The following is an 18,409-nucleotide window of genomic DNA, read 5'->3' as shown; positions in this document are numbered from 1 at the left end:
ACGAAAAAGGTCGACCGCGCTGCGCTCGCGATCGCGATTCAGCCAATAAGGATCTTTGGCGGCGCCAGCCATAGCAGTTCGCCTCGCGGCGACGCGGGGTCGGGAAACTCGACGCACGCAACCGCGCCCTTCTTCATCTCAACGCGGCCGTCGCCGATCGCGTGACCGATGACGGCGCTCATGGCGGGCTCATGCCCAACCAGCATCACGCTCTTGGCGCTCGCATGGTCTTTAAGGATCCCGGCCAGTCCATGCCGGTTGAAGCCCCCGGCCAACCGTTCGTCTTCGCTAAGAGTGCCGTTCGCGTGCAGCGCCTTTGCGACGATCTCGGCTGTCTGCCGGGCGCGCACCAGCGGGCTGGTCACAATCGCGTCCGGCTCGATCTCCAGCTCGGCCAGACGCTTTCCGGCGTCGGCCATTTTGGTACGGCCTTTCGCGGTGAGCGGCCGCTCGGCATCGGAGCCCTGCCACGCATCGGCCTCTTCAGCAATGCCATGCCGCACGAAATAGACGATCATCCACCTGCTCTACGCTACCTTACGCCCCTTGTCATCCTGAGCGTCGCCGCCTCTGTCATCCTGAGCGTAGCGCCCGAAGGGCGCGAAGTCGAAGGGCAGGCGCATCAAAACTCGGGCGTGGGCATCGACCAATGGCTTCCGTCCGCGAAGTCGATATGCGCGACGGTGCAGTCGGTCACCGTTCGCATCCGGCGGTAAACGTTCTCTAACTCTACGTGTGCCGACTCGCCCGACGCGAGCCGGCGCGTGAAATCGTACGTGACGATATTGTCGCCGTTGGCGATGACGATACGACCGGAACGCGCCGCCATAATGCTGAACGCAACGGCCGGCGCATCTTTCTGGTTCTGCACGTCGGCCGTAAAAACGGAGCGTCCCGGATGAGCGGAGTGGATCGTGCAATTGCTGACAGCCATGGGCGACCCGAACCGATTGCACCCCGTCGCCAGCAAGGCTACCCCTATCAACAGTCCCTTCTTCATCGTCTCCCTACCTCACCAGCCATAGCCATAAAACCGTGACGAGGATCGTCGCCGGAACCACGATCGCGCCCAAGCGTATGTATTCGAGCGCGTCGACGTGCACTCCGCGCTTGCGTAGCGACCCCATCCACAAAATCGTCGCCAACGACCCCGCCGTCGTCAGATTCGGCCCCAAATCGACGCCGGCAATGAGCGCGTAAGCCAGGTGTTCGCTGGGCGCGTGCGCGACGACGTACGACGACGCGACCGCAACGGGTAAATTATTAAGCGCGTTCGACACAATCGCCGAACCGAACGCCGCCCACGCGTCGGCAGCGAGGGCGCCGTGCCGCGCCGCGCCTTCGAGCTCGCGTAACGCCCAATCGACGAACCCTGCTCGCGCGATCGCATCGAGCAGCACGAACACGCCGGCCAGGAGCGCAAACGTGCTCCAGCTCACGTGCCGTAACGCCGGCTTGGGCGCCACGCGCCCAACCACAATCGCGGCGAGCGCGCCGAGCGCCGCTACGGGGCCGAGCGGAAACCGCAACTCCATCGCGACGATGTAGGCAACTGCGACCACCGCCGCAACGACGATCGTTCGCACTGCCGGCGCACTGGGCGGCATTGCCGGCTGCACCTCATACCGTCCGCGCAGTCGCGAGCGGAAAATCGCCAGGAAAATCACGAGATTCAATGCAATCGCCAAAACCTGCGGCGGCCCTAAGTGCGCGATGTACGGCCACAATCGCGCGTGTGGCAGAATCAGCACGTTGGCCGGATTGGCAAACGGCAACCCAAACGACGCCGTATCGGCCACGAACGTGCAGCCGAAAAGAAACGGCATCGCGTCGTCGGCGCTCGCGGACACCAGCGCGCGATACACGATCGGCGTGAGCCCGATCGCCGTTGCGTCGTTCGAGAGCACCAGCGTGAGCGCGGCACCGGTGACGAACAGCAACACGAAGAGCCGCCGTCGCGAACCGCCGGCACGTTCCAGCAGCACCGCCGTAATCCACGCGAACGCGCCACTCTCTTCGGCGGCCGCCGCGAGCCCCATCAAGCCGAGGATAAACAGCAGCACGTTCCACTGCTGCGCGACCGCGACGACGGCTTCGGCAAGGCGCTCGTGGCCGAGCGCGATCACAATCGCCGCGCCTAACGCCGGCCAAGTCCACGCCGGCAGACGCCACGGCCGCACGGCAACGAGCGCCATCGCGACGCCCGCAATCGCAAAAACCACGAGTGACGAGCGTCTAAGCCGTTACGGACAGGTGCGAAATACGAATGAGGTCGGCGTTACGCGCAACGCCGTTAGGCGTCCCGAACGGCACGAAGGAGACGAACACCGACGACGGGGAAGCCGCATAATGCAACGCGTGTTGCCGCCGAAGCGATTGCGCGACGTCAAAGCGCGCCATGCCTTCCATACCGGGCATCGACAGCTCGAACGGTCCCAGTTCGCCGACTTCAAACGCCGACTCGTGCGAGAGCGCCTCGCGCGTTTGCGGCAGATTGACGTACACGCCGAACGAATAGCCGCCCGCATTCCCCGCGTCGGTTAGCTTGGCGTTGCCGATCGTCAGCGAAAGTGACGGCGACCGCAACAGATTCGGATCGAGCGGAATCTCGACGGTCACCGGCTCGAGGCGCAATGCGATCGGTCCGGACCCGCCCGACGCGCCGGTCGCGACGACCGCCGGACGCACCGGCAGCGTCGCGCCGGCCGGCGCTGCCGGCAGCGACAGATCCTCGTACGCGTAGCCGAGGTGCTTGGTATCGTTCATCTCGCGCATCCCGGCGCGCCACGTCCGATTCAGGTTATAGAAGAACGTTTGATCCCACCAGAGCTGCGCCGGATCGGGCATCGCGCGTTTGCCGCCCGCGGCAAGCCACGCCGACCACAGCCGGTCGATGTTGCAGTGATGGATCCAAAAAATCGGATCGGCGGGTGCGGTCGGAACGCGCCCCATCGAACCGCCGACTTGATCGTGAACGCGGCCGTGCGGATTGCGTTCCACCAGATCCTCGTACGATTCGCCCGGACCAAACGGAAACGTCGCGACCGTAGCAGCAAACGGGGCGTAACTCAAGCCTTCGACGATCGTCCCGCGGCGATCGCGCCAATAGAGCGGATTGGGCGAACCGTCGGCGAGCTTGGGTGCGGTAAAGATCGCCGGCAGCTTGGGATTCTTGTAATAGTCCCAGTACGGCAGCGCAAACGCCGGATTGCCCGACGCTTTGCGCACCGCGCGTTCGAAATACACGAGAAAGCCGCGATGCCATCCAAAGAAATAGGACACCTTGTGCCGGCACTGGTTCCACACCGTTTCCATGTTCCGCGGCGGCGAGCCGTGCGGCATCCAATGGCTGTAGTGCCAGTAGTTGTAGGCGGCGACGTTCTGAGCGTTCGTGAGTTTTTTCATCGCCGCGATACCGGTGCGGAAGGCGCGCACCATTGCGGCGTCACGACTGAACTCCGCAATCTCCAAACGTTTGACCGGCGCGGTTGCGGCAAACGGCGCGGCGACGTGCGGACCGAGCGGACTTTCCGGCGACGAGCACGCGGCGAGCGTCAACGCGGAGGAAGAGGTGACCAAGAACCGGCGACGATCCATGGTGCCATCTTTCTGCGCGCCAAAACGAAAACCGCCCGGCCTAAGCCGAGCGGTTATGCGCTTCGTGTATGAAGTTTGGTCTTACTTAACGGGCTTGACGACCGGCTGCGCGGCGGCCTTAACGGTCGCCTCGGCCTGCTTCTGGGTCTCGACGAGCATCTCGGCGATCCTCAGCGTGTAGGCCTTGCGGAGCTCGAGAACTTGGGTCGCGAAGTTGAACGACAGCTCGACGAGCTGCGTCGGCGTCGGCAGGTTCTCAATGGTCGGGACGGTGCCGGGCTTCTCCGAGAGTTCCTTCGAGAACGAACGGAACTCGTTGAAAGCCGCGAGGCTCGCATCCTGGCTCTGTTTGAGGGTCTTGAGGCCCTCTTCCTGAAGCTTGTTGAAGTACTCAACGACGTTGACGGACATGTTGTGGCGGTTCCTTTCGGTGCTTTGGCGTGTGCTAAGTATACCAAGCACCCTCTAAGCCTGTCAACCACCGCCCCCTCGCCGCCCCGGGCGGGTACAAGCGGCCCATGAATGAGGACATCGCCCCCGACGTCGCCGACGGCGACCCAACGCCCCTGGACCCGGCCGAAGTGGTCCGCCGGGAGCGGGACAAGTACGGCGACGACAGCCAAAGCCCCAATCGCGACGACCAGTTCGACGAGCATCACGGCGAGCCGGAGGACCTCCCCTAGCAAAACCGGTGCCACGCGTCGAAATCACCAAACGTGCCGGTTACGACGCTCCTCATCGCTATCGTCCTCGCCGTCGTTGCGCTGATGCTGCTGCGCCGCGGCGTGGCAGCGCCGCCCATTGCCCCGGCGCCGAGATTGCTCGACGGCCTTCACGGGTCGCCAGGAACTCTAGGCGATTATAGCGTCGTCCTGGTCGCTGTCGGCCCGTATAAGATCCGTGTCATCAAAGCCTTGCGCGAACTGAGCGGCGCGGGTTTGACCGAAGCGAAGTCTTTTGCGGACCGCCCGGGAAGCGCGATCGCGCGCGTTACGCACGACGTCGGCGAACGTATCGTCGCCGCACTGCAAAACGCCGGCGCAACGGCCCAGTTGCGAGGTCCCGACGCCTGATGCTGCCCCAAGTCATCCGCCCCGGGATCTGCTATTACTGCCGTAGTCGTGCGGGTACCGAACATTACCGCGGAATGTGGTCGTGTAAGCGCTGCTTGTTCGCTCGCGATGTTCAAGACGCGTTTTTAATTATCTTGATGGTCGCGTGCATGATGACGCTCGTCGGCATGGTCGCCAGACGCAACGGCTATTGCCCGCGCTGTCCCGACGTTCCGATGCCGGTGTTACGCGTCATCCACGCGTGGACGCACTAAGCCGAGAACTCAACAGCGCGACGAGATCGGCATCGAAGAGCGCGGCACCGAAATCGTCACGAAGTAAGCGCAGCAGCGACTCGACGGCAGCCAGCGATCGCGGCAGCGTGCGCTCCGCGCCCCGGCTCACCGCAACGTAGGTCGCCAGATAGAAGCGCCGCCAGGCCGATTCCGAGCCCCGAGCAAGTGCGCGATCGTAGAGACGCGCCGTGTGTAACACGTCGGGTTCGTCGATCCCGCAGGCGCGCAAATCGCCGGCGAAATGTTCGATGGTGTCGTTCACGTCGTAGCCCTCCCGCGCGGAAAAGCCAGCGCCAGCGGAACGACGATCCCCGCCAGCACCGCTACCAAGAAGATCGTGTCGGCAAATCCCAACGTACTGGCCTGTTGCGCCACGAGATCGGAAAGGCGCGAAAGCGCCGCCTGCGTCTGCGACACCCCCGCAAGCGTCACGTGCTGCAATGTGATCGCGCCGCCGATCGCGTCGGCGTGAAACGATGTACGGCGATCGAAAATCGCAATGCTGACGGCGCTTGCGATCGAGCCGCCCAGCTGCACGCACAAGGTGATGATCGGCGAAATTTTTCCGTTGAGCGCGGCCGGCGTCGTGCTGAGAATCCCCACGATGAGCGGCACGAGGATCAGCGACTGCCCGATGCCCGAGACAAAGAGCGCCACGCCCAGCGAGCCAAACTCGCTATTCGACGTCATCTGCGTCGACAGCCAATACAGCGATACGGCCGACAAAACGAATCCGGCGCCGAGCATGTAGCGCACCGGCGCGCCCCGCTCGGCTATCGTTGCGAAGACCGGCGTCAGCACGACCACGGGCAGCGCGCGCGTCACGAGCAGCAGGCCGCTGTCGAAGGCCGGATAGCCGAGGATCAACGACGAGTAGAGCGGCGTAATGATCGCCGGGGCAAAGATGAGCGCCCCGAACGCAAGTGCGAGCAGCGCGCCGGTCCACACGCTGCGAAAGCGCAGCACGTGCAGGTCGACGGCGGGATTTTTCGTTCCCGACCACTGCCACCACGCAAAGACCGCCAGCGCCAGGACGGCGAGACCCGCGGCCAGCTGCATGGTCGGATCGGCAAACCAATCGTTGCGTTCGCCGTTATCGAGCAGTACCTGCATCGAACCCAGGCCTAGCGCGAGCAATCCGACGCCGGCCCAGTCGACCTTCAGCCGTTGCGGCGGCGCGGGATTGCGCAGCATCGCGAGAATCACGATTGCGGCGAACGTGCCGGGAACGAGATTGACGTCGAAGATCCACTGCCACGAGAAGTTGTCGGTCAAGTAGCCGCCGGCGAGCGGACCGAACGCCGGCCCGAGAATCAACGCGATCGCGAACAGTGCCGAGCTGATCCCAAGCGATTCCGGCGGAAACGTTTCGCGCATCACGACTTGCGACGTCGCGATCAAACCACCGCCGAACGCGCCTTGCATCACGCGAAACGCCACCAGCGGTCCGAGCGCCCCGGCGGTGCTGCACAGAAACGACGCGATCGTAAAACCGGCGATACAGCCGGCGAAATACGCGCGACGGCCGAACATCCGCGTCAAAAACGGGTTGAGCGGAATCGCCACGACGTTGGAAATGATGTAACCGGTGACGATCCAGATGCCTTCGTCGATCGACGCGCCGATGTTGCCTTCGATCGTGGGCAGCGAGACGTTCACGATGGTCGAGTCCAGCGTCTCGAGCAGCGAGGCCAACATCACCGCGACGACGATGATCAACCGTCGACCGCCGTATTCGACGACGGGGCGGCCCTCCGCGGGCCCGGTTGCCGAGTACTCCATGCGAGCGGCCTCCTGACCGTCGTTCAGTGAACATCGTTCATTTTACATCTGTCGTTCATTTTGTCAAGCTTTTCGGCTATACTAGGTGGGTGGCAAAAGTCGATAGGCGCGAACGCGAGCGCGCGGAGTTTCGCGAAGACGTGCTCGCCGCGGCTCGCAAGATCGTCCTCGAAGAGGGCTTCGACGGGCTGACGATGCGCAAGATCGCCGACGCGATCGAATACGCGCCCGGAACGATCTATCTGTATTTTGAGAGCCGCGACGCGATCGCGTTCGAGCTCTGCCGCGCCGGCTTCGAGCAGTTTTACGCCGCGCTCGCGCCCGCCGCGGCCAAAGCCGATCCCCTCGAGCGGTTCGCGGAACTCGGGCGCCGCTACATCGACTTCGGTTTGGAGAACCCCGAGACGTATCGCTTGATCTTCATGGAAGATCCGAAGTACACGTCGGCCGGCTTTCAAGAGCAAGCCGAAGCCGACGATTCACCAGGACATCAGGCGCTGGGCATTCTCGTCGGCATCTTCGACGAGCTGCGCGCGCAAAAACGTCTGAAATCGAGCGCGGATTCTTTAGTGCTCGCCGAAACGATTTGGGCCGCGGTGCACGGCATCGTGAGCCTCAAGATTACGTGTCACGGCCACCCGCAAGCCTCCGCCGAAGAGCTCCTACAATCGATGCTCGCATCGCTCGCCGCCGGCTTAGTGGTGTAGTTCCGCGAACGCCTTCTTCTGCGAATTAAGCTTCAGCTCCAACTCATCGGTCGGACCGAAGCCCAACGACTCATATAGCGGCCGGCCTCCAACCGTCGACTGCAACCGTACCGCATCGCATTCCATCGATCGCAGCCACTCGATGCACTCGCGCATCAAGCGCGACGCAACGCCTTTGCGTCGAAACGCCGGCAGGACGTACACGCCCTCGATGTACCCGCGAACCGCCCCAAAAAACGCTTCGCCCACTTGCGCGCCCGCGACGCCGGCGATTTCGCCCGCAGCTTCGGCAACATAGTAGCGCTGCAGTCCTTGCGTCATTCGCTTCTCGACCACTGCCAAGAACATGGCACGCCAGTTGGGAAACGTCTCATCCCAATCTTCGTTCCACGCTTCTTTGACGATCGCGTTCCAGTAGTCCGCCGCGATCGGGAGATCGCGTACGCTCGCCTGGCGAATCGTTATCTCGTCCATGCTAGCGGGAGCGCCGGTCGGCAACCGCGCCGATAGCGACGCCGAAGGCAACGCCTAAGGCCAAGCCTACGGCGATGTGATGCGAGGTGGCGCCGAGGGCGACTCCGACGGCGGCACCGAGGGCGATAAAAACGCCGAGCTTGGGACCATTCATGATCGTCGCTTCTCTAATACGCTGCGAAGATCTTTGAGAACGCGCCCGGCGTTTGAACGATCCCCGAGCAAGGCACCTAGCGTCGCCATCACGTTGACGAGCTCGACCTTCACGCCGGCCTGCACGGCGCTCTTGACGACGTTGAGCACGTCCGACGGCATTCCCGACGGCAGCACCGGCAGCGTTAAAACATTTCGCTAGTCGCCGTTGACGAAGCCTTCAACGGCGCGCTCAAGAGATTCGGGGTCGATTGATGGATACCGATGGAGCTGCGTTCGCACGCTCTCAAAATATTCTCGCAGCGTCTTCTTCTCGATAAGTCCTCGATCGACCAGGGCTTTCACATCGGCAAGATCTTGTTGGTGTCCGCGCTCGATCTTGGAAAGCGCTTGCGCGTAGAGATCAAAGTGATAAACGCTCAAGCGATCGAATCGATCGATAAACGTGCTGCGCGATTCCCAGTCGCCGCTAACCGGAACGAAATCAGCCGGCGATGCAAGCTCGACGTTAATGGATAGCTCGTTCTTGAGCGCCGGAATCTCGCGTAAGATTTGGTCGCTATCCGGTCTAAAAACGACGTCTACGTCGAGCGTGCTTCCTCGGAAGCCGTAGAGAACGGCCGTCGCTCCCCCGCAAATGTACGCTTTGGTGCTCTCCTGTACTCGCTTCCCCAAGGATCGTAGGAACGCATCGATCCGGTCACGGTCTGCTAGCTGACGGATTCGACGCTCCTTTCGAAACTGACGAGTCGCTGAATCAACGCATTATATTGGGAGTGGGCGGCGTCGCCATGTTCGCGCTGCAGCAGCTCATAGAGCCTGTGTTCCGGAGCTTCGAGCGGATGGGAAACCACGATACCGCAGCGTCGCAGCCGCGGCGCACCGATTGAGACCAACAGGGCCGTTACCGAGACGACGCCCTGCCGAAGATCCTGGATGCCCCGAGCCACGAGATCACCGCCGGGGAAAGCGTGAAACTCGTTCTCTCGGATCGCGTCGGCAGTTCGGTTACGTTTGCTCGGCATGCTCCTCACAGGCATTATAGCATCGGTCACAAATCGTCCGTGTCGGGCGTTGTCACGGCGACATGGGAGGCCCCGCAATGAAACGCTTTGCCCTGCTCGCGTGCTTAACGCTTCTGGTTACGGCCGTTCCGGCCGCGGCGAAGACGCCGGCGACCGATCCTCACGTTCACGATTTCGATTTCGAGTTCGGCCCCACGTGGACCGCACACTTACGGCTGCTGGGACACCGTCTCGCCGGCGCGCACGACTGGATCGATTTCCACGGCACGCTCCTGACGCACAAGCTCTGGAGCGGCCAGGGCAACATGAGCGAGCTGGTCGTCAGCAACGGCAAATCGAACATCGTCGGCGGCGCGCTCCACCTCTACAATCCCGACACGCGCCAATGGTCGGTGTGGTTCGCCAACGCTATTACCGGCACGCTCGGCGTGCCGAGCGTCGGCCATTTCGAAAACGGGCGCGGGGTGCTCTACGATCGTGAAGTCCAAGGCGGCCGCATGGTGACCGTGCGTCAGATCTTCTCGAACACGTCGGCGCATACGTTCAATTTCGATCAGGCGTTTTCGGCCGACAACGGCAAGACGTGGGAAACGAACCTCACCATCCGCTATACGCGCTAGCGGCGAGACGTTAGTCCGATATGATGGCCACGGGATCGCCCATCGTCGGCTCGTCCACGCCAACGACGTTATAGGCACCGCTGCTGCTGCTGCTGTAAGTGATACTGACGATCTCGAGTTGCATATTGTTGTACGAACCGCCGTGCGTTCCGAGCGCGTCCGGCGGCGGTGTCGCGGTGCGCGGAAGCGCGAGCGTTTCCTGCTGGAAGTTGCCCGGGGTGGGTGCGAACGCCGCAAAAATATCGAACGTCACGCCGACGTTGATCGTCAGTTGCGAAGTCGACATGTCCATCGGATAGCTGAGCATCGTCATGCCGTCGCCGCTCGAGAAGGCCGGGCAGGCCATCACAAACACCGTCGTATCGCTCGCGTTAGGCGCCATGTCGCACGGGATGCCTTCGGTGAGCGGAATCGTTAGCGATGCCGTCGTGCTGCCGGCGGCGAACTCGGTCACCGTCCCCGTCGGCGGCCCCGACGAGGGGGTCGGCGACGGCGTCGGCGTCGCACTTAATGGAACGCGTCCGCGAATCTCGGGCGCGGTCACCAAACTTTGCGAAACGTACACGTTGCCCGGGCACGTAACCATTAGCCCCGTCGCCGCGCTCATCCCAGGGATCGTCAGATTGAGTTTGTGTTTCTGGCCGTAGGCCGTCACGGTTTTCGAACCGCTGTTGAGGACGTACACGTTCCCGTGGCAGTCGCTGGCGATCTGCGTCGGCTTCGCTATACCTTTAACGATCGTTGCGACTAAGTTCGAGGTCCCGGCCGCAAACTCAAGGACGTTGCCTTTTCCGGTCGACTTCGACGCCGCGTTGAGCACGTAGATGTTGTTCTTTGAATCGAGCGCGAGGCCGGTGGGTGACTTGATGGCTTTGCTGGCGATGCGTCCTAAGAATTTCTTCCCGCCTCGGCTGAAGATCGCCACCGATCCGCCGCCTTTGCTCGGCGCGTTGAGCACGTAGACGTTGTGCAGTTTGTCGAAAGCGAGCATCGTGGGCGCCGTAATGCCCTTATGCATCGTTCGCAGCCACGTTCCGGTTGTCGTGTACACGGTGACGGTCCCGCCGTTGGGCTCTCCGGCTTTATTAGCGACGTAGATGACCGGCGCCGCAGCTTTGCTTGGTAGTCTCTCGGCCGGTCCATTAGGCGTGACGCCGAAGCTCGAGCCGCTGCCGCTCGGCGCGCAACTCGCGAACGCCATCGCAGCGAATAGGAGAATTGCATTACACCGGACTGATAACGGCATCGTTCGCCCGCCCTTCAAAAAAAGCAACTCTCCAACGCTTCGGCGCCAGGCGGGCGCTTCCCGCCCTACTTCAAGTAGCGATCGAACCACTCGACGGTTCGCGTAAACGTGTCGATGCGATCTTTGGGCTTCTGTGAGGAGTGGCCTTCGTCGGCATAGACGACCAGTTCCGACGGCACGCCCAGCGTCTTCATCGCGTGGTAGAACTCGAACGACTGTGGTGCCGGTACTTCTTCGTCGCGCTCGCCTTGCAAGATCAAAACCGGTGTGTGCGAGTTCTTGATGAACGTGATCGGCGAGCTCTTGGCGTACACGGCCGGATCGTCGTACACCGACGCGCCGAAAAACGGAATCATCCACTGATCGATGTCGTTCTGACCGTAATACGATTGCCAGTTGACGACACCCGCACCGGCGACGATCGCCTTGAAGCGCTGCGTCTGCGTTTCCGCCCACATCGCCATGTAGCCGCCGTAACTCCAGCCGAACAGTCCCAGCCGATTCCCGTCGATCGGCGCGGCGGCAATCGCCGCATCGATACCTGAGAGATCGTCGCGCCAATCGCCGTAGCCGAAGTCCTTGATATTGGCTTGCGTGTAGGCTTCGCCCTGACCGTAGCTGCCACGCGGATTGGGCTCGAAGACGTAATAGCCGCTGCTCGTAAGCGCGACGACAAAGGGGGAGTCATACGAAGGCAACGACTCCGACGAGGGTCCGCCGTGGACGATCATCACCATCGGATATTTGCGCCCGGGATCGACGTGCGGCGGCGCGATCAGCCAGCCTTGCGGCGCGAACCGATCGCTCTTCCACGTCAGCGACACCGCGCGACCGGCCAGGTTGGGAACCTTCTCGTTGTCGTCGGTGACCTGCCGCAGATCCGACGGCGTGCCGGCCCAGATTTCGGCCGGGCGCGACCAGGAACTGCGCACGAGCGCGATCGTGTCGGCGTTGTGTGCGTACGAAATCGAGCGCAGCGTGTCGTCGCCGTCGATGACGGTCGTCGTCGCGCCGGTGCTGACGTCGAGAGCGAGCAAGTGCAGCGCACCGCTGACGTGCGCATCAACAATAATCTGCTGCGGCCGGCTCCAATGAATCGCGGTCGCGCTGAAATGCGCGTTGGGCGTGAGGTTGGTGGGCTCGCCGCCGGCCGCGCTGACGTCATACACATCGCCGCCGACCGAACCGAAATCGCTCATGATGCCGCCGATAAACGCAATGCGCGTGCCGTCGGGCGACCATGCCGGCGCGTTGATCTGGAACGACGGCGCGAGCACATCGTGCGGTGAGCCGCCCGCGGCGTCGACCGTCGCGAGCTTCGCGATCCACCAGTTGTTCGTACCGCTGCCGCGCGCATACGTCAGTGCAAAGCGTTTATTATCGGGCGACCAAGCGTATTCATAGACGTAGTCGTCGCTCGGGGTTATCAGCGACAACGTACCGGTATGCACGTCAACGGTCGCAAGCTGTTGTTCGTCGACGACGCTCCCGATCACGCCGACCTGTCGCGCACCCGGCATCAACGCACCCGCCTTCCGGTGGGGATGCGCGATATAGAGGAAGCTCAGAAACCGGCCGTCGGGCGACCACGTCATACGTTGCGGTAAGCCGCCAAGCGCGTTGAGCCGGCGGACGCTGCCGCCGTTTGCGTCGGCAATATAGAGCGCGGGATGATCCTTGCTGCGCGCGTCGGAAAAGAACGCGACGTAAGTGCCGTCGGGCGACCACGCCGGTTCGAACTCATCGAAGGCCGCCTTGCCGTTGCCGGCAGTGAGGCGCGACGCGGTGCGTCCACCGATCGCCTGGATCCACAGCGTCGTCTCGTGATGGATTTCTTTTGCAAACGCGATCCGCGAGCCGTCGGGCGAAATCGAGATGTCCGGGAAGCCGGCCAGCGTCGAGTAGACGTGAAGGACCTGAGCCATCGCAGCTTGCTGCGCTCCGGCCGGCGCGCTGATGCCGGTCAGCGCGAGAACCAATGCCGCGGCAGTCGCGGCACGTAAAGCGTTCATGGCGGCTGGATTACGCGAGAAACAGGCTCCAACCCCACGCCCGCAGGCAAGCGCTTGATCCGTGCTATCGCCTGCCTCCGCATTGGCGTACGATAGAGGCCCCGCTCACACGCTTCGAGAGGACAGTGATGTATGGCAATCTTCACGACGAAAGATCACACCGAGCTCTACTATAAGGACTGGGGATCGGGACAGCCCGTGGTGTTTAGCCACGGTTGGCCACTTTCGTCGGACGCCTGGGAAGACCAAATGCTTTTCCTGGCCTCGCACGGCTATCGCTGCATCGCGCACGACCGGCGCGGGCACGGGCGCTCGAGCCAGCCATGGGATGGCAATGATATCGAGACCTATGCCGACGATCTGGCACAACTCATCGAACATCTCGACCTTCGCGATATCGTCAACGTCGGTCATTCAACCGGCGGCGGCGAGGTCGCGCGTTACCTCGGAAAGTACGGGACGAGCCGCGTCTCCAAAGCCGTGCTCATCGGCGCCATCCCGCCGGTGATGCTCAAGAGCGACAAGAACCCCGGCGGTTTACCGATCGACGTATTCGACGGCCTCCGTAAGGGCGTTGTGACCGACCGCAGCGCGTTCTGGATGGATCTCTCGCTGCCGTTTTACGGCTACAACCGTCCCGGCGCGAAGGTCTCTGAAGGCGTGCGCCAATCGTTTTGGCTGCAGAGCATGATGTGCGGGATGCCGGGGTCGTACTTCTGCATCAAAGCCTTCTCTGAAACCGACCTTACCGAGGACCTCAAAAAAATCGACGTTCCCGTGCTCTTCTTGCACGGCGACGACGATCAAATCGTCCCGATCGCCGACTCGGCCGAGCTGGCCGTCAAGCTGGTCCGGCACGGAACGTTGAAAATCTATCCGGGCGGCCCTCACGGATCGCCCACCGTGTTGAAAGATCAAGTGAACGCCGATCTTCTCGCGTTCATCGCAGCCGAATCGCGCGTTCCGGTGTCCACGTAAGCAATGAGCGATCGCCGGCCGGCAACACCCGGGTTCGTGGGCAAGCGGCGCAGTGAGCACGCCGCGCTGCCTCCGGGCCAATATCTGACGACTGATTTCCCGGTGTTGTCGGCCGGTCCGACGCCCCCGATTCCCCTCGACAAGTGGGCGTTCTCGCTCGTCACCGAAACCGGTGCTGCCAAAGAGTGGAGCTGGTCGCAGTTTCGAGCGCTGCCCAGCGAGCCGATCGTCACCGACATTCACTGCGTCACGCGCTGGTCGAAACTCGGCACGCATTGGGAGGGCGTCTCGCTCGACACGCTGCTCGCCGGGGTTGAAACGTCGGCCGGTTTTGCAATGGCGCATTCGTACGCCGGATACACCACCAACGTTCCGTTGGCCGACCTTTGCGGCGGCAAAGCCTGGATCGCGTTCCGCTTCGACGAAAAAGATCTCGAGCCGGAACATGGCGGGCCGGCACGCCTGCTCGTCCCGCATTTATACTTCTGGAAGAGCGCCAAATGGGTTCGCGGACTGACGCTCATGGGCGAGGACGAACCCGGATTTTGGGAGCAAAACGGTTATCACATGTATGGCGATCCGTGGAAAGAACAGCGATACACCGGCGAGTAGAGTGGCGCACCGCTACAGTCGTCGAGCGGCGAAAAGAAACCGATAGCGCGAGCACCCTAGAGCTGCACGTTGCCGGCTGGCCCGGTCACGACGCGGGACAGCACGTCGACGTCCGTCTGACGGCCGCGGACGGATATACCGCCGTGCGAACGTATTCCATCGCAAGCGCGCCCGACGGAGATAACCTTGAACTGACGATCGAACTGCTCCCCGACGGCGAGGTGTCACCGTATCTCGTCGAATCGGTCGCGCCGGGGAGTCCGGTCGACGTTCTCGGACCGATCGGCGGGTGGTTCGTCTGGCATCCCGAGCAGACCGAACCGATACAGCTGATTGCCGGAGGTTCGGGCATCGTTCCGTTGATGTGCATGCTGCGCACGCGCGCGCAGCACAACGTTACTGCGCCGTTTCATCTGCTGTATTCCGTGCGCGGCCCGGAGTCGATCTACTACGCCGATGAGCTGGCGCGTCTCGCGGCGGCTGATTTCGGCGCCGCCATAACGTTTGCGTACACGCGAACGGCGCCCCCGAACTGGCCGGCGAAACCGCAGCGCGTCCGTGCCGAACTCATTGCAACCGCCGCGCTACCCGCTTCGCAACATCCAACCGCGTATGTCTGCGGACCGACCGCGTTCGTCGAAGTCGTCGCCGGGATGTTAACGCAAGCCGGCTACGACGCTTCGCGCATTAAAACCGAACGCTTCGGCCCAACCGGCAAATAGCACCTGCTATGCCGTCGCCAGCGAGGCGGCGTATTGCCGATCGGCTTCGAGCCACTTATCGTCGTACGTGGCGCGGCGCATTCCACGCTCGTACGTTCCATCAGGATGCGCTGCGATCCAATCCTCCGACATGACCGTCATGTACTCGAAGTTTTCCCAAAGCGCGCTTCCGGCGTGGCGTCGAGAGATTGCCATGACGGGGGTAATATCTTTCCAGTCTGAAATGATGCGATACGACCACATTTCGAGGGCCATGTCGCGGTCGATCAATCCAGACTTGACCAGCACCCCCATGCCTTCGTAGAAGTTGCCGACGGCACTGACCTTCGTGCTCGAGATTTGAGTCTCACCGGTTCTCGCAGTAGGGTGAGCCAGCTGATAGCGAAAGACCGGGTCCTTGAGCTTTTCGGTCAATTCGGTCGCGACGAAGTGTCTGGCGGCCTGAAACTGCTCGCTTTCCATCTGTTCGCGAAGTTCGTTGAGCGCGGTGATCTGGACGCTGCCCCGCGCGTGCCGCAACTGCACGATTGCGACGATCGCCGTCGCTGCGATAACCAAAAACGTGCCGAGCGTGGCAAGGGTGTTCACGAGCTCTAACGACATATCGGACCTCCACAAACAATGCGCTCCGGAAAGCATTACGTTGGGCCATCGGTTGTCCTAGCTCCCTAGAGCAAGCGCTCGCTTGCAAAGAGTCGAGCAAACCGCTGACGTGCGCGCAGGCGACCGGCTGGGTGAAAAAGCTCGCGGGCCAGCACGAGGACGGCAAGCCGGGAATGGCGAGCTACCCGTCGCTCAAGGGTGGTCCCGCCGGTTATGTGTGCAACGCCTCTCCCGACAACGCCGGCCACGCGTGGCGCGGTCATTGCTTACAAACAAAGGCCGGCGCGCCCGGCGGACTCACGCCCGGCTTTACGTGGGGCAACCATGCATCGCTACATTGACCAAAGCAGGATCGTTTCGATGACGCGCTTAGTTTCCTCGGGATCGCGCACCTTGATGCTCGGAGCGCCGGCCTCGAAAGCCGCGTAGTCGTTCCCGCCCGGAAAGATGGCGTCGCCGATAAACAGCATCCGCTCGATCGGAACGCTCAGAACGTCGCGGAGCTTGCGAATGGCGTAACCCTTGTCGATCCCGGCGCGCGTCACGTCGATCGACGTCGTTCCGCCGAGTCGAATGGAAAATTGCGGCAGCATCGGGTCGAGCAGCGCTTTAATTTTCTGCCGCTTTTGAAAATCGGGATCCCATCGCTCTTTTTCGTCCAGCGGCGCCTGCTGACCGAGCGCCGAGTATGTAATCTGCGTGCCGCGATCCTCGATCCGCGGCCCCCACGACCGTGCCGGTTGGAAACCCGACGCGCCGACAGCCTTTTCGATCGCCTGTTCGATGCGCGTCTTTTCGTCGGCGGTGAGATCTTCGGAATAGAGCGCTTTCCAATCGCCGTCGTAGGTGAAGAACTTCGTCCCGGTTGTCGGCAGCAGCGAAAGATTCGCGAGGTTGCTTGCGGCGGGCACGTTGTCGACGACCTGCTTTTTGAACTGCGGAAAGTCGCCCCCTGAGATAATCGCGACGCGCACGAGGGCCAGTAGCCGTTGAAGCAGCGAGCCCATCTCGGCGTCGATCGGCGATTTACTGGGTGCCAGCGTGCCGTCTAGATCGAATGCGACGAGCTCTTTCACCAGACGTGGCTACCGCGCAACGGTTTGGGCGTCCTTTCCGGGGCATAATGCCGGTGATCCCTCTCCGCGCAACCAACCAACCAAACGATAGGAGCGCTTCTCATGAGAACATCCATCGCTCTCGCGGCGATATTTGCGCTGGCGCTCGCTCAAAGCGGGTCCGTAAAGGCCGCGACGGGCGTGCAAATAACAATGAACGCACAACATGGCTCGGGCGAAGACGGTACCGCGACCTTGAGTCAGAACGGCGATTCGCTTGTCGTTACGATCGCCCTCAAAAATGGAACCACGACGCCGCAGCCGGCACACATTCACACCGGATCCTGTGCGAGCCTCGGCGGCGTGAAGTACCCGCTAACCAACGTCGTCGATGGGAAGAGCACGACAACGCTCAAGGGCGTATCGCTGGCTACGGTACAAACCGGCGGCTTTGCGATCAACGTGCATAAATCGGCGTCGGACCTTGGCACGTACGTCTCGTGCGGTGATATCCCAAAGATGTAAGTCGAAGCTAGCGTCGCCGAGCGGGAGCACCGAACGATTCGCAAGGTTGCTCCCGGCCGGAACGCCGTCGACGTGTCAACTCGCGCTAGGCGCGTTTTGAGCTTGACGTCTTTTTCGTTCGCGCTTTCGCCCGTTGCGCCATGGAATCCACGAAGTCGGCCGCTTCGGTTAGCATTTCCCCCGCCTGCATCACGTTTTGACCTAAGCCTCGGGCTTTACCGGCGGTTTGATGAACGTTCTCGGCCGCCTTACGCACGGTGCGCTTGGGATTAGCGGCCGCTTTTTTCAGCGACTTTCCGGTGGTCTTGACTGCTTTTGCCGCCGACTTGCGCGCTTTCGTTGCGGTTTTTTTCGCCCGGCTAACCGTGCGCTTTGCCGTACGTTTTGCGCCGGAAGCTTTCGCCTTTTTTCGTGCCATACGTCCTCCTAATCGGTTTACAGCTTCCCTCCGGATACGCGCGCCAAACAAGTGGGTATTGACTCTCCCACCAGGCGGGAGGTGTTGCGTGGCTGCCAATCAACGCGAAAACGAAGGAATGCCGACGGCGGCCGCTCAGTTTGCGAGCGACGTTATCCTACTCGTGCGTACGGAAATCGACGAGGCGCGATCGGAAATGGCCCAAAAGGCGAAGTCGGCCGGCGTGGGCGCGGGTATGCTTAGCGGCTCGGCAATCGCCGCGATCTTTAGCCTAGCGTCGCTAACGGCACTCATCATGGTCGCCCTATCGTTGGTGCTTCCGCTTTGGGCCTCCATGTTGATTACGACGGCGTTATGGGGTGCAGCGGCAGCTATTCTCGCCATGCTCGGCAAGAAGAAAGTCGAAGACGCGGCTCCCTTTGTTCCCGAACAGACGATCGCCAACATCAAAGAGGACGTGGAATGGGCTCGCGGAGGTGGGGGCGCTGTGCGCGGTTTTACGGGGGGCCGGCCAAGGGAAGAGTAGGCAGAA

Annotated in this window: 28 protein-coding genes; 11 read left to right on the top strand and 17 right to left on the bottom strand. The window is 62.1% G+C overall.

Annotation, left to right across the window (positions count from 1 at the left end):
- Positions 1–38: 38 nt before the first annotated feature.
- The 5 genes from sixA to VGG89_01715 all read right to left on the bottom strand — a co-directional run bounded on the left by sixA (position 39) and on the right by VGG89_01715 (position 4,008).
- Positions 39–518 (bottom strand): phosphohistidine phosphatase SixA, encoded by a 480-nt coding sequence (gene sixA, locus VGG89_01735; GenBank protein ID HEY1975252.1) that lies wholly within the window; start codon positions 516–518, stop codon positions 39–41.
- Between the two features lie 104 nt (positions 519–622).
- Positions 623–934: a hypothetical protein gene (locus tag VGG89_01730; protein ID HEY1975251.1), complete on the bottom strand. Its 312-nt coding sequence runs from the start codon at positions 932–934 to the stop codon at positions 623–625.
- A gap of 73 nt (positions 935–1,007) precedes the next feature.
- Positions 1,008–2,222 carry an SLC13 family permease gene (locus VGG89_01725; protein HEY1975250.1) on the bottom strand — a complete coding sequence of 405 codons (1,215 nt, stop codon included), beginning with the start codon at positions 2,220–2,222 and terminating at the stop codon, positions 1,008–1,010.
- Positions 2,223–2,235: 13 nt separating this feature from the next.
- A complete protein-coding gene (locus VGG89_01720; protein ID HEY1975249.1) occupies positions 2,236–3,597 on the bottom strand; it encodes a tyrosinase family protein in 1,362 nt (453 codons plus the stop codon).
- A gap of 81 nt (positions 3,598–3,678) precedes the next feature.
- Positions 3,679–4,008 (bottom strand): hypothetical protein, encoded by a 330-nt coding sequence (locus tag VGG89_01715; protein HEY1975248.1) that lies wholly within the window; start codon positions 4,006–4,008, stop codon positions 3,679–3,681.
- Between the two features lie 107 nt (positions 4,009–4,115).
- Here VGG89_01715 and VGG89_01710 point away from each other — a divergent pair, with 107 nt between their 5' ends.
- The 3 genes from VGG89_01710 to VGG89_01700 all read left to right on the top strand — a co-directional run bounded on the left by VGG89_01710 (position 4,116) and on the right by VGG89_01700 (position 4,924).
- Positions 4,116–4,280 carry a hypothetical protein gene (locus VGG89_01710; protein HEY1975247.1) on the top strand — a complete coding sequence of 55 codons (165 nt, stop codon included), beginning with the start codon at positions 4,116–4,118 and terminating at the stop codon, positions 4,278–4,280.
- Positions 4,281–4,313: 33 nt separating this feature from the next.
- Complete coding sequence (locus VGG89_01705; GenBank protein ID HEY1975246.1) at positions 4,314–4,670, top strand: ribosomal protein L7/L12; 357 nt, start codon at positions 4,314–4,316, stop codon at positions 4,668–4,670.
- A gap of 95 nt (positions 4,671–4,765) precedes the next feature.
- Positions 4,766–4,924 carry a hypothetical protein gene (locus tag VGG89_01700; protein HEY1975245.1) on the top strand — a complete coding sequence of 53 codons (159 nt, stop codon included), beginning with the start codon at positions 4,766–4,768 and terminating at the stop codon, positions 4,922–4,924.
- Here VGG89_01700 and VGG89_01695 read toward each other — a convergent pair.
- A complete protein-coding gene (locus VGG89_01695) occupies positions 4,902–5,207 on the bottom strand; it encodes a hypothetical protein (protein HEY1975244.1) in 306 nt (101 codons plus the stop codon). The two genes, VGG89_01700 and VGG89_01695, sit on opposite strands and share 23 nt — an antisense overlap.
- On the bottom strand, positions 5,204–6,727 hold the full coding sequence (locus tag VGG89_01690; GenBank protein ID HEY1975243.1) for a DHA2 family efflux MFS transporter permease subunit: 1,524 nt from the start codon (positions 6,725–6,727) through the stop codon (positions 5,204–5,206). Before VGG89_01690 ends, VGG89_01695 begins: the two co-directional genes overlap by 4 nt.
- Positions 6,728–6,816: 89 nt before the next feature.
- On the opposite strand from VGG89_01690, the gene VGG89_01685 reads away from it, so the two are divergent.
- Positions 6,817–7,434, top strand: a complete 618-nt coding sequence (locus VGG89_01685; GenBank protein HEY1975242.1) for a TetR/AcrR family transcriptional regulator — start codon at positions 6,817–6,819, stop codon at positions 7,432–7,434.
- Here the strand turns inward: VGG89_01685 and VGG89_01680 are convergent.
- The 5 genes from VGG89_01680 to VGG89_01660 are packed head-to-tail and all read right to left on the bottom strand — an operon-like array spanning position 7,423 to position 9,086.
- A complete protein-coding gene (locus VGG89_01680; protein HEY1975241.1) occupies positions 7,423–7,908 on the bottom strand; it encodes a GNAT family N-acetyltransferase in 486 nt (161 codons plus the stop codon). The two genes, VGG89_01685 and VGG89_01680, sit on opposite strands and share 12 nt — an antisense overlap.
- A 1-nt stretch (position 7,909) precedes the next feature.
- A complete protein-coding gene (locus tag VGG89_01675; protein ID HEY1975240.1) occupies positions 7,910–8,062 on the bottom strand; it encodes a hypothetical protein in 153 nt (50 codons plus the stop codon).
- Positions 8,059–8,238, bottom strand: coding sequence for a hypothetical protein (locus tag VGG89_01670; GenBank protein ID HEY1975239.1), 180 nt, complete (start codon positions 8,236–8,238; stop codon positions 8,059–8,061). Before VGG89_01670 ends, VGG89_01675 begins: the two co-directional genes overlap by 4 nt.
- Before the next feature lie 21 nt (positions 8,239–8,259).
- The gene (locus VGG89_01665; protein HEY1975238.1) at positions 8,260–8,757 is read right to left on the bottom strand and encodes a DUF6036 family nucleotidyltransferase; all 498 of its coding nucleotides are present in this window, start codon (positions 8,755–8,757) and stop codon (positions 8,260–8,262) included.
- A gap of 14 nt (positions 8,758–8,771) precedes the next feature.
- Positions 8,772–9,086: a hypothetical protein gene (locus VGG89_01660; protein ID HEY1975237.1), complete on the bottom strand. Its 315-nt coding sequence runs from the start codon at positions 9,084–9,086 to the stop codon at positions 8,772–8,774.
- Between the two features lie 77 nt (positions 9,087–9,163).
- Here VGG89_01660 and VGG89_01655 point away from each other — a divergent pair, with 77 nt between their 5' ends.
- Positions 9,164–9,706 carry a hypothetical protein gene (locus VGG89_01655; GenBank protein HEY1975236.1) on the top strand — a complete coding sequence of 181 codons (543 nt, stop codon included), beginning with the start codon at positions 9,164–9,166 and terminating at the stop codon, positions 9,704–9,706.
- A gap of 10 nt (positions 9,707–9,716) precedes the next feature.
- Here the strand turns inward: VGG89_01655 and VGG89_01650 are convergent, their stop codons facing one another.
- Both VGG89_01650 and VGG89_01645 read right to left on the bottom strand, forming a co-directional pair.
- The gene (locus tag VGG89_01650; protein HEY1975235.1) at positions 9,717–10,952 is read right to left on the bottom strand and encodes a hypothetical protein; all 1,236 of its coding nucleotides are present in this window, start codon (positions 10,950–10,952) and stop codon (positions 9,717–9,719) included.
- 65 nt (positions 10,953–11,017) lie between these two features.
- Positions 11,018–12,964, bottom strand: coding sequence for a S9 family peptidase (locus VGG89_01645; protein HEY1975234.1), 1,947 nt, complete (start codon positions 12,962–12,964; stop codon positions 11,018–11,020).
- A gap of 132 nt (positions 12,965–13,096) precedes the next feature.
- Here VGG89_01645 and VGG89_01640 point away from each other — a divergent pair, with 132 nt between their 5' ends.
- The 3 genes from VGG89_01640 to VGG89_01630 are packed head-to-tail and all read left to right on the top strand — an operon-like array spanning position 13,097 to position 15,276.
- A complete protein-coding gene (locus VGG89_01640; protein ID HEY1975233.1) occupies positions 13,097–13,942 on the top strand; it encodes an alpha/beta hydrolase in 846 nt (281 codons plus the stop codon).
- Positions 13,943–13,945: 3 nt separating this feature from the next.
- Positions 13,946–14,554: a sulfite oxidase-like oxidoreductase gene (locus tag VGG89_01635; protein ID HEY1975232.1), complete on the top strand. Its 609-nt coding sequence runs from the start codon at positions 13,946–13,948 to the stop codon at positions 14,552–14,554.
- The gene (locus tag VGG89_01630) at positions 14,524–15,276 is read left to right on the top strand and encodes a ferredoxin reductase (GenBank protein HEY1975231.1); all 753 of its coding nucleotides are present in this window, start codon (positions 14,524–14,526) and stop codon (positions 15,274–15,276) included. The genes VGG89_01635 and VGG89_01630 overlap by 31 nt, the downstream gene beginning before the upstream one ends.
- A 6-nt stretch (positions 15,277–15,282) precedes the next feature.
- Here the strand turns inward: VGG89_01630 and VGG89_01625 are convergent, their stop codons facing one another.
- The gene (locus VGG89_01625) at positions 15,283–15,879 is read right to left on the bottom strand and encodes a DUF4760 domain-containing protein (protein HEY1975230.1); all 597 of its coding nucleotides are present in this window, start codon (positions 15,877–15,879) and stop codon (positions 15,283–15,285) included.
- 131 nt (positions 15,880–16,010) lie between these two features.
- Here VGG89_01625 and VGG89_01620 point away from each other — a divergent pair, with 131 nt between their 5' ends.
- The gene (locus tag VGG89_01620) at positions 16,011–16,220 is read left to right on the top strand and encodes a hypothetical protein (protein HEY1975229.1); all 210 of its coding nucleotides are present in this window, start codon (positions 16,011–16,013) and stop codon (positions 16,218–16,220) included.
- Here VGG89_01620 and VGG89_01615 read toward each other — a convergent pair.
- On the bottom strand, positions 16,212–16,955 hold the full coding sequence (locus tag VGG89_01615; GenBank protein ID HEY1975228.1) for an HAD-IIB family hydrolase: 744 nt from the start codon (positions 16,953–16,955) through the stop codon (positions 16,212–16,214). The genes VGG89_01620 and VGG89_01615 overlap by 9 nt on opposite strands.
- Positions 16,956–17,057: 102 nt before the next feature.
- Between VGG89_01615 and VGG89_01610 the strand changes: the two genes are divergently transcribed.
- The gene (locus VGG89_01610) at positions 17,058–17,459 is read left to right on the top strand and encodes a CHRD domain-containing protein (GenBank protein HEY1975227.1); all 402 of its coding nucleotides are present in this window, start codon (positions 17,058–17,060) and stop codon (positions 17,457–17,459) included.
- An 85-nt stretch (positions 17,460–17,544) separates the two neighbouring features.
- Here VGG89_01610 and VGG89_01605 read toward each other — a convergent pair whose 3' ends face one another.
- Entirely contained in the window at positions 17,545–17,928 is a 384-nt protein-coding gene (locus VGG89_01605; protein HEY1975226.1) for a hypothetical protein, read from the bottom strand.
- Positions 17,929–17,965: 37 nt separating this feature from the next.
- Here VGG89_01605 and VGG89_01600 point away from each other — a divergent pair, with 37 nt between their 5' ends.
- Entirely contained in the window at positions 17,966–18,403 is a 438-nt protein-coding gene (locus VGG89_01600) for a phage holin family protein (GenBank protein ID HEY1975225.1), read from the top strand.
- Positions 18,404–18,409: the final 6 nt, after the last annotated feature.

This window comes from Candidatus Baltobacteraceae bacterium (assembly GCA_036488875.1).
Taxonomy (GTDB): Bacteria; Vulcanimicrobiota; Vulcanimicrobiia; order Vulcanimicrobiales; family Vulcanimicrobiaceae; genus JAFAHZ01.
Note: the sequence above shows the minus strand (reverse complement) of the source record. Positions and strands in the feature narration are given on the sequence as shown.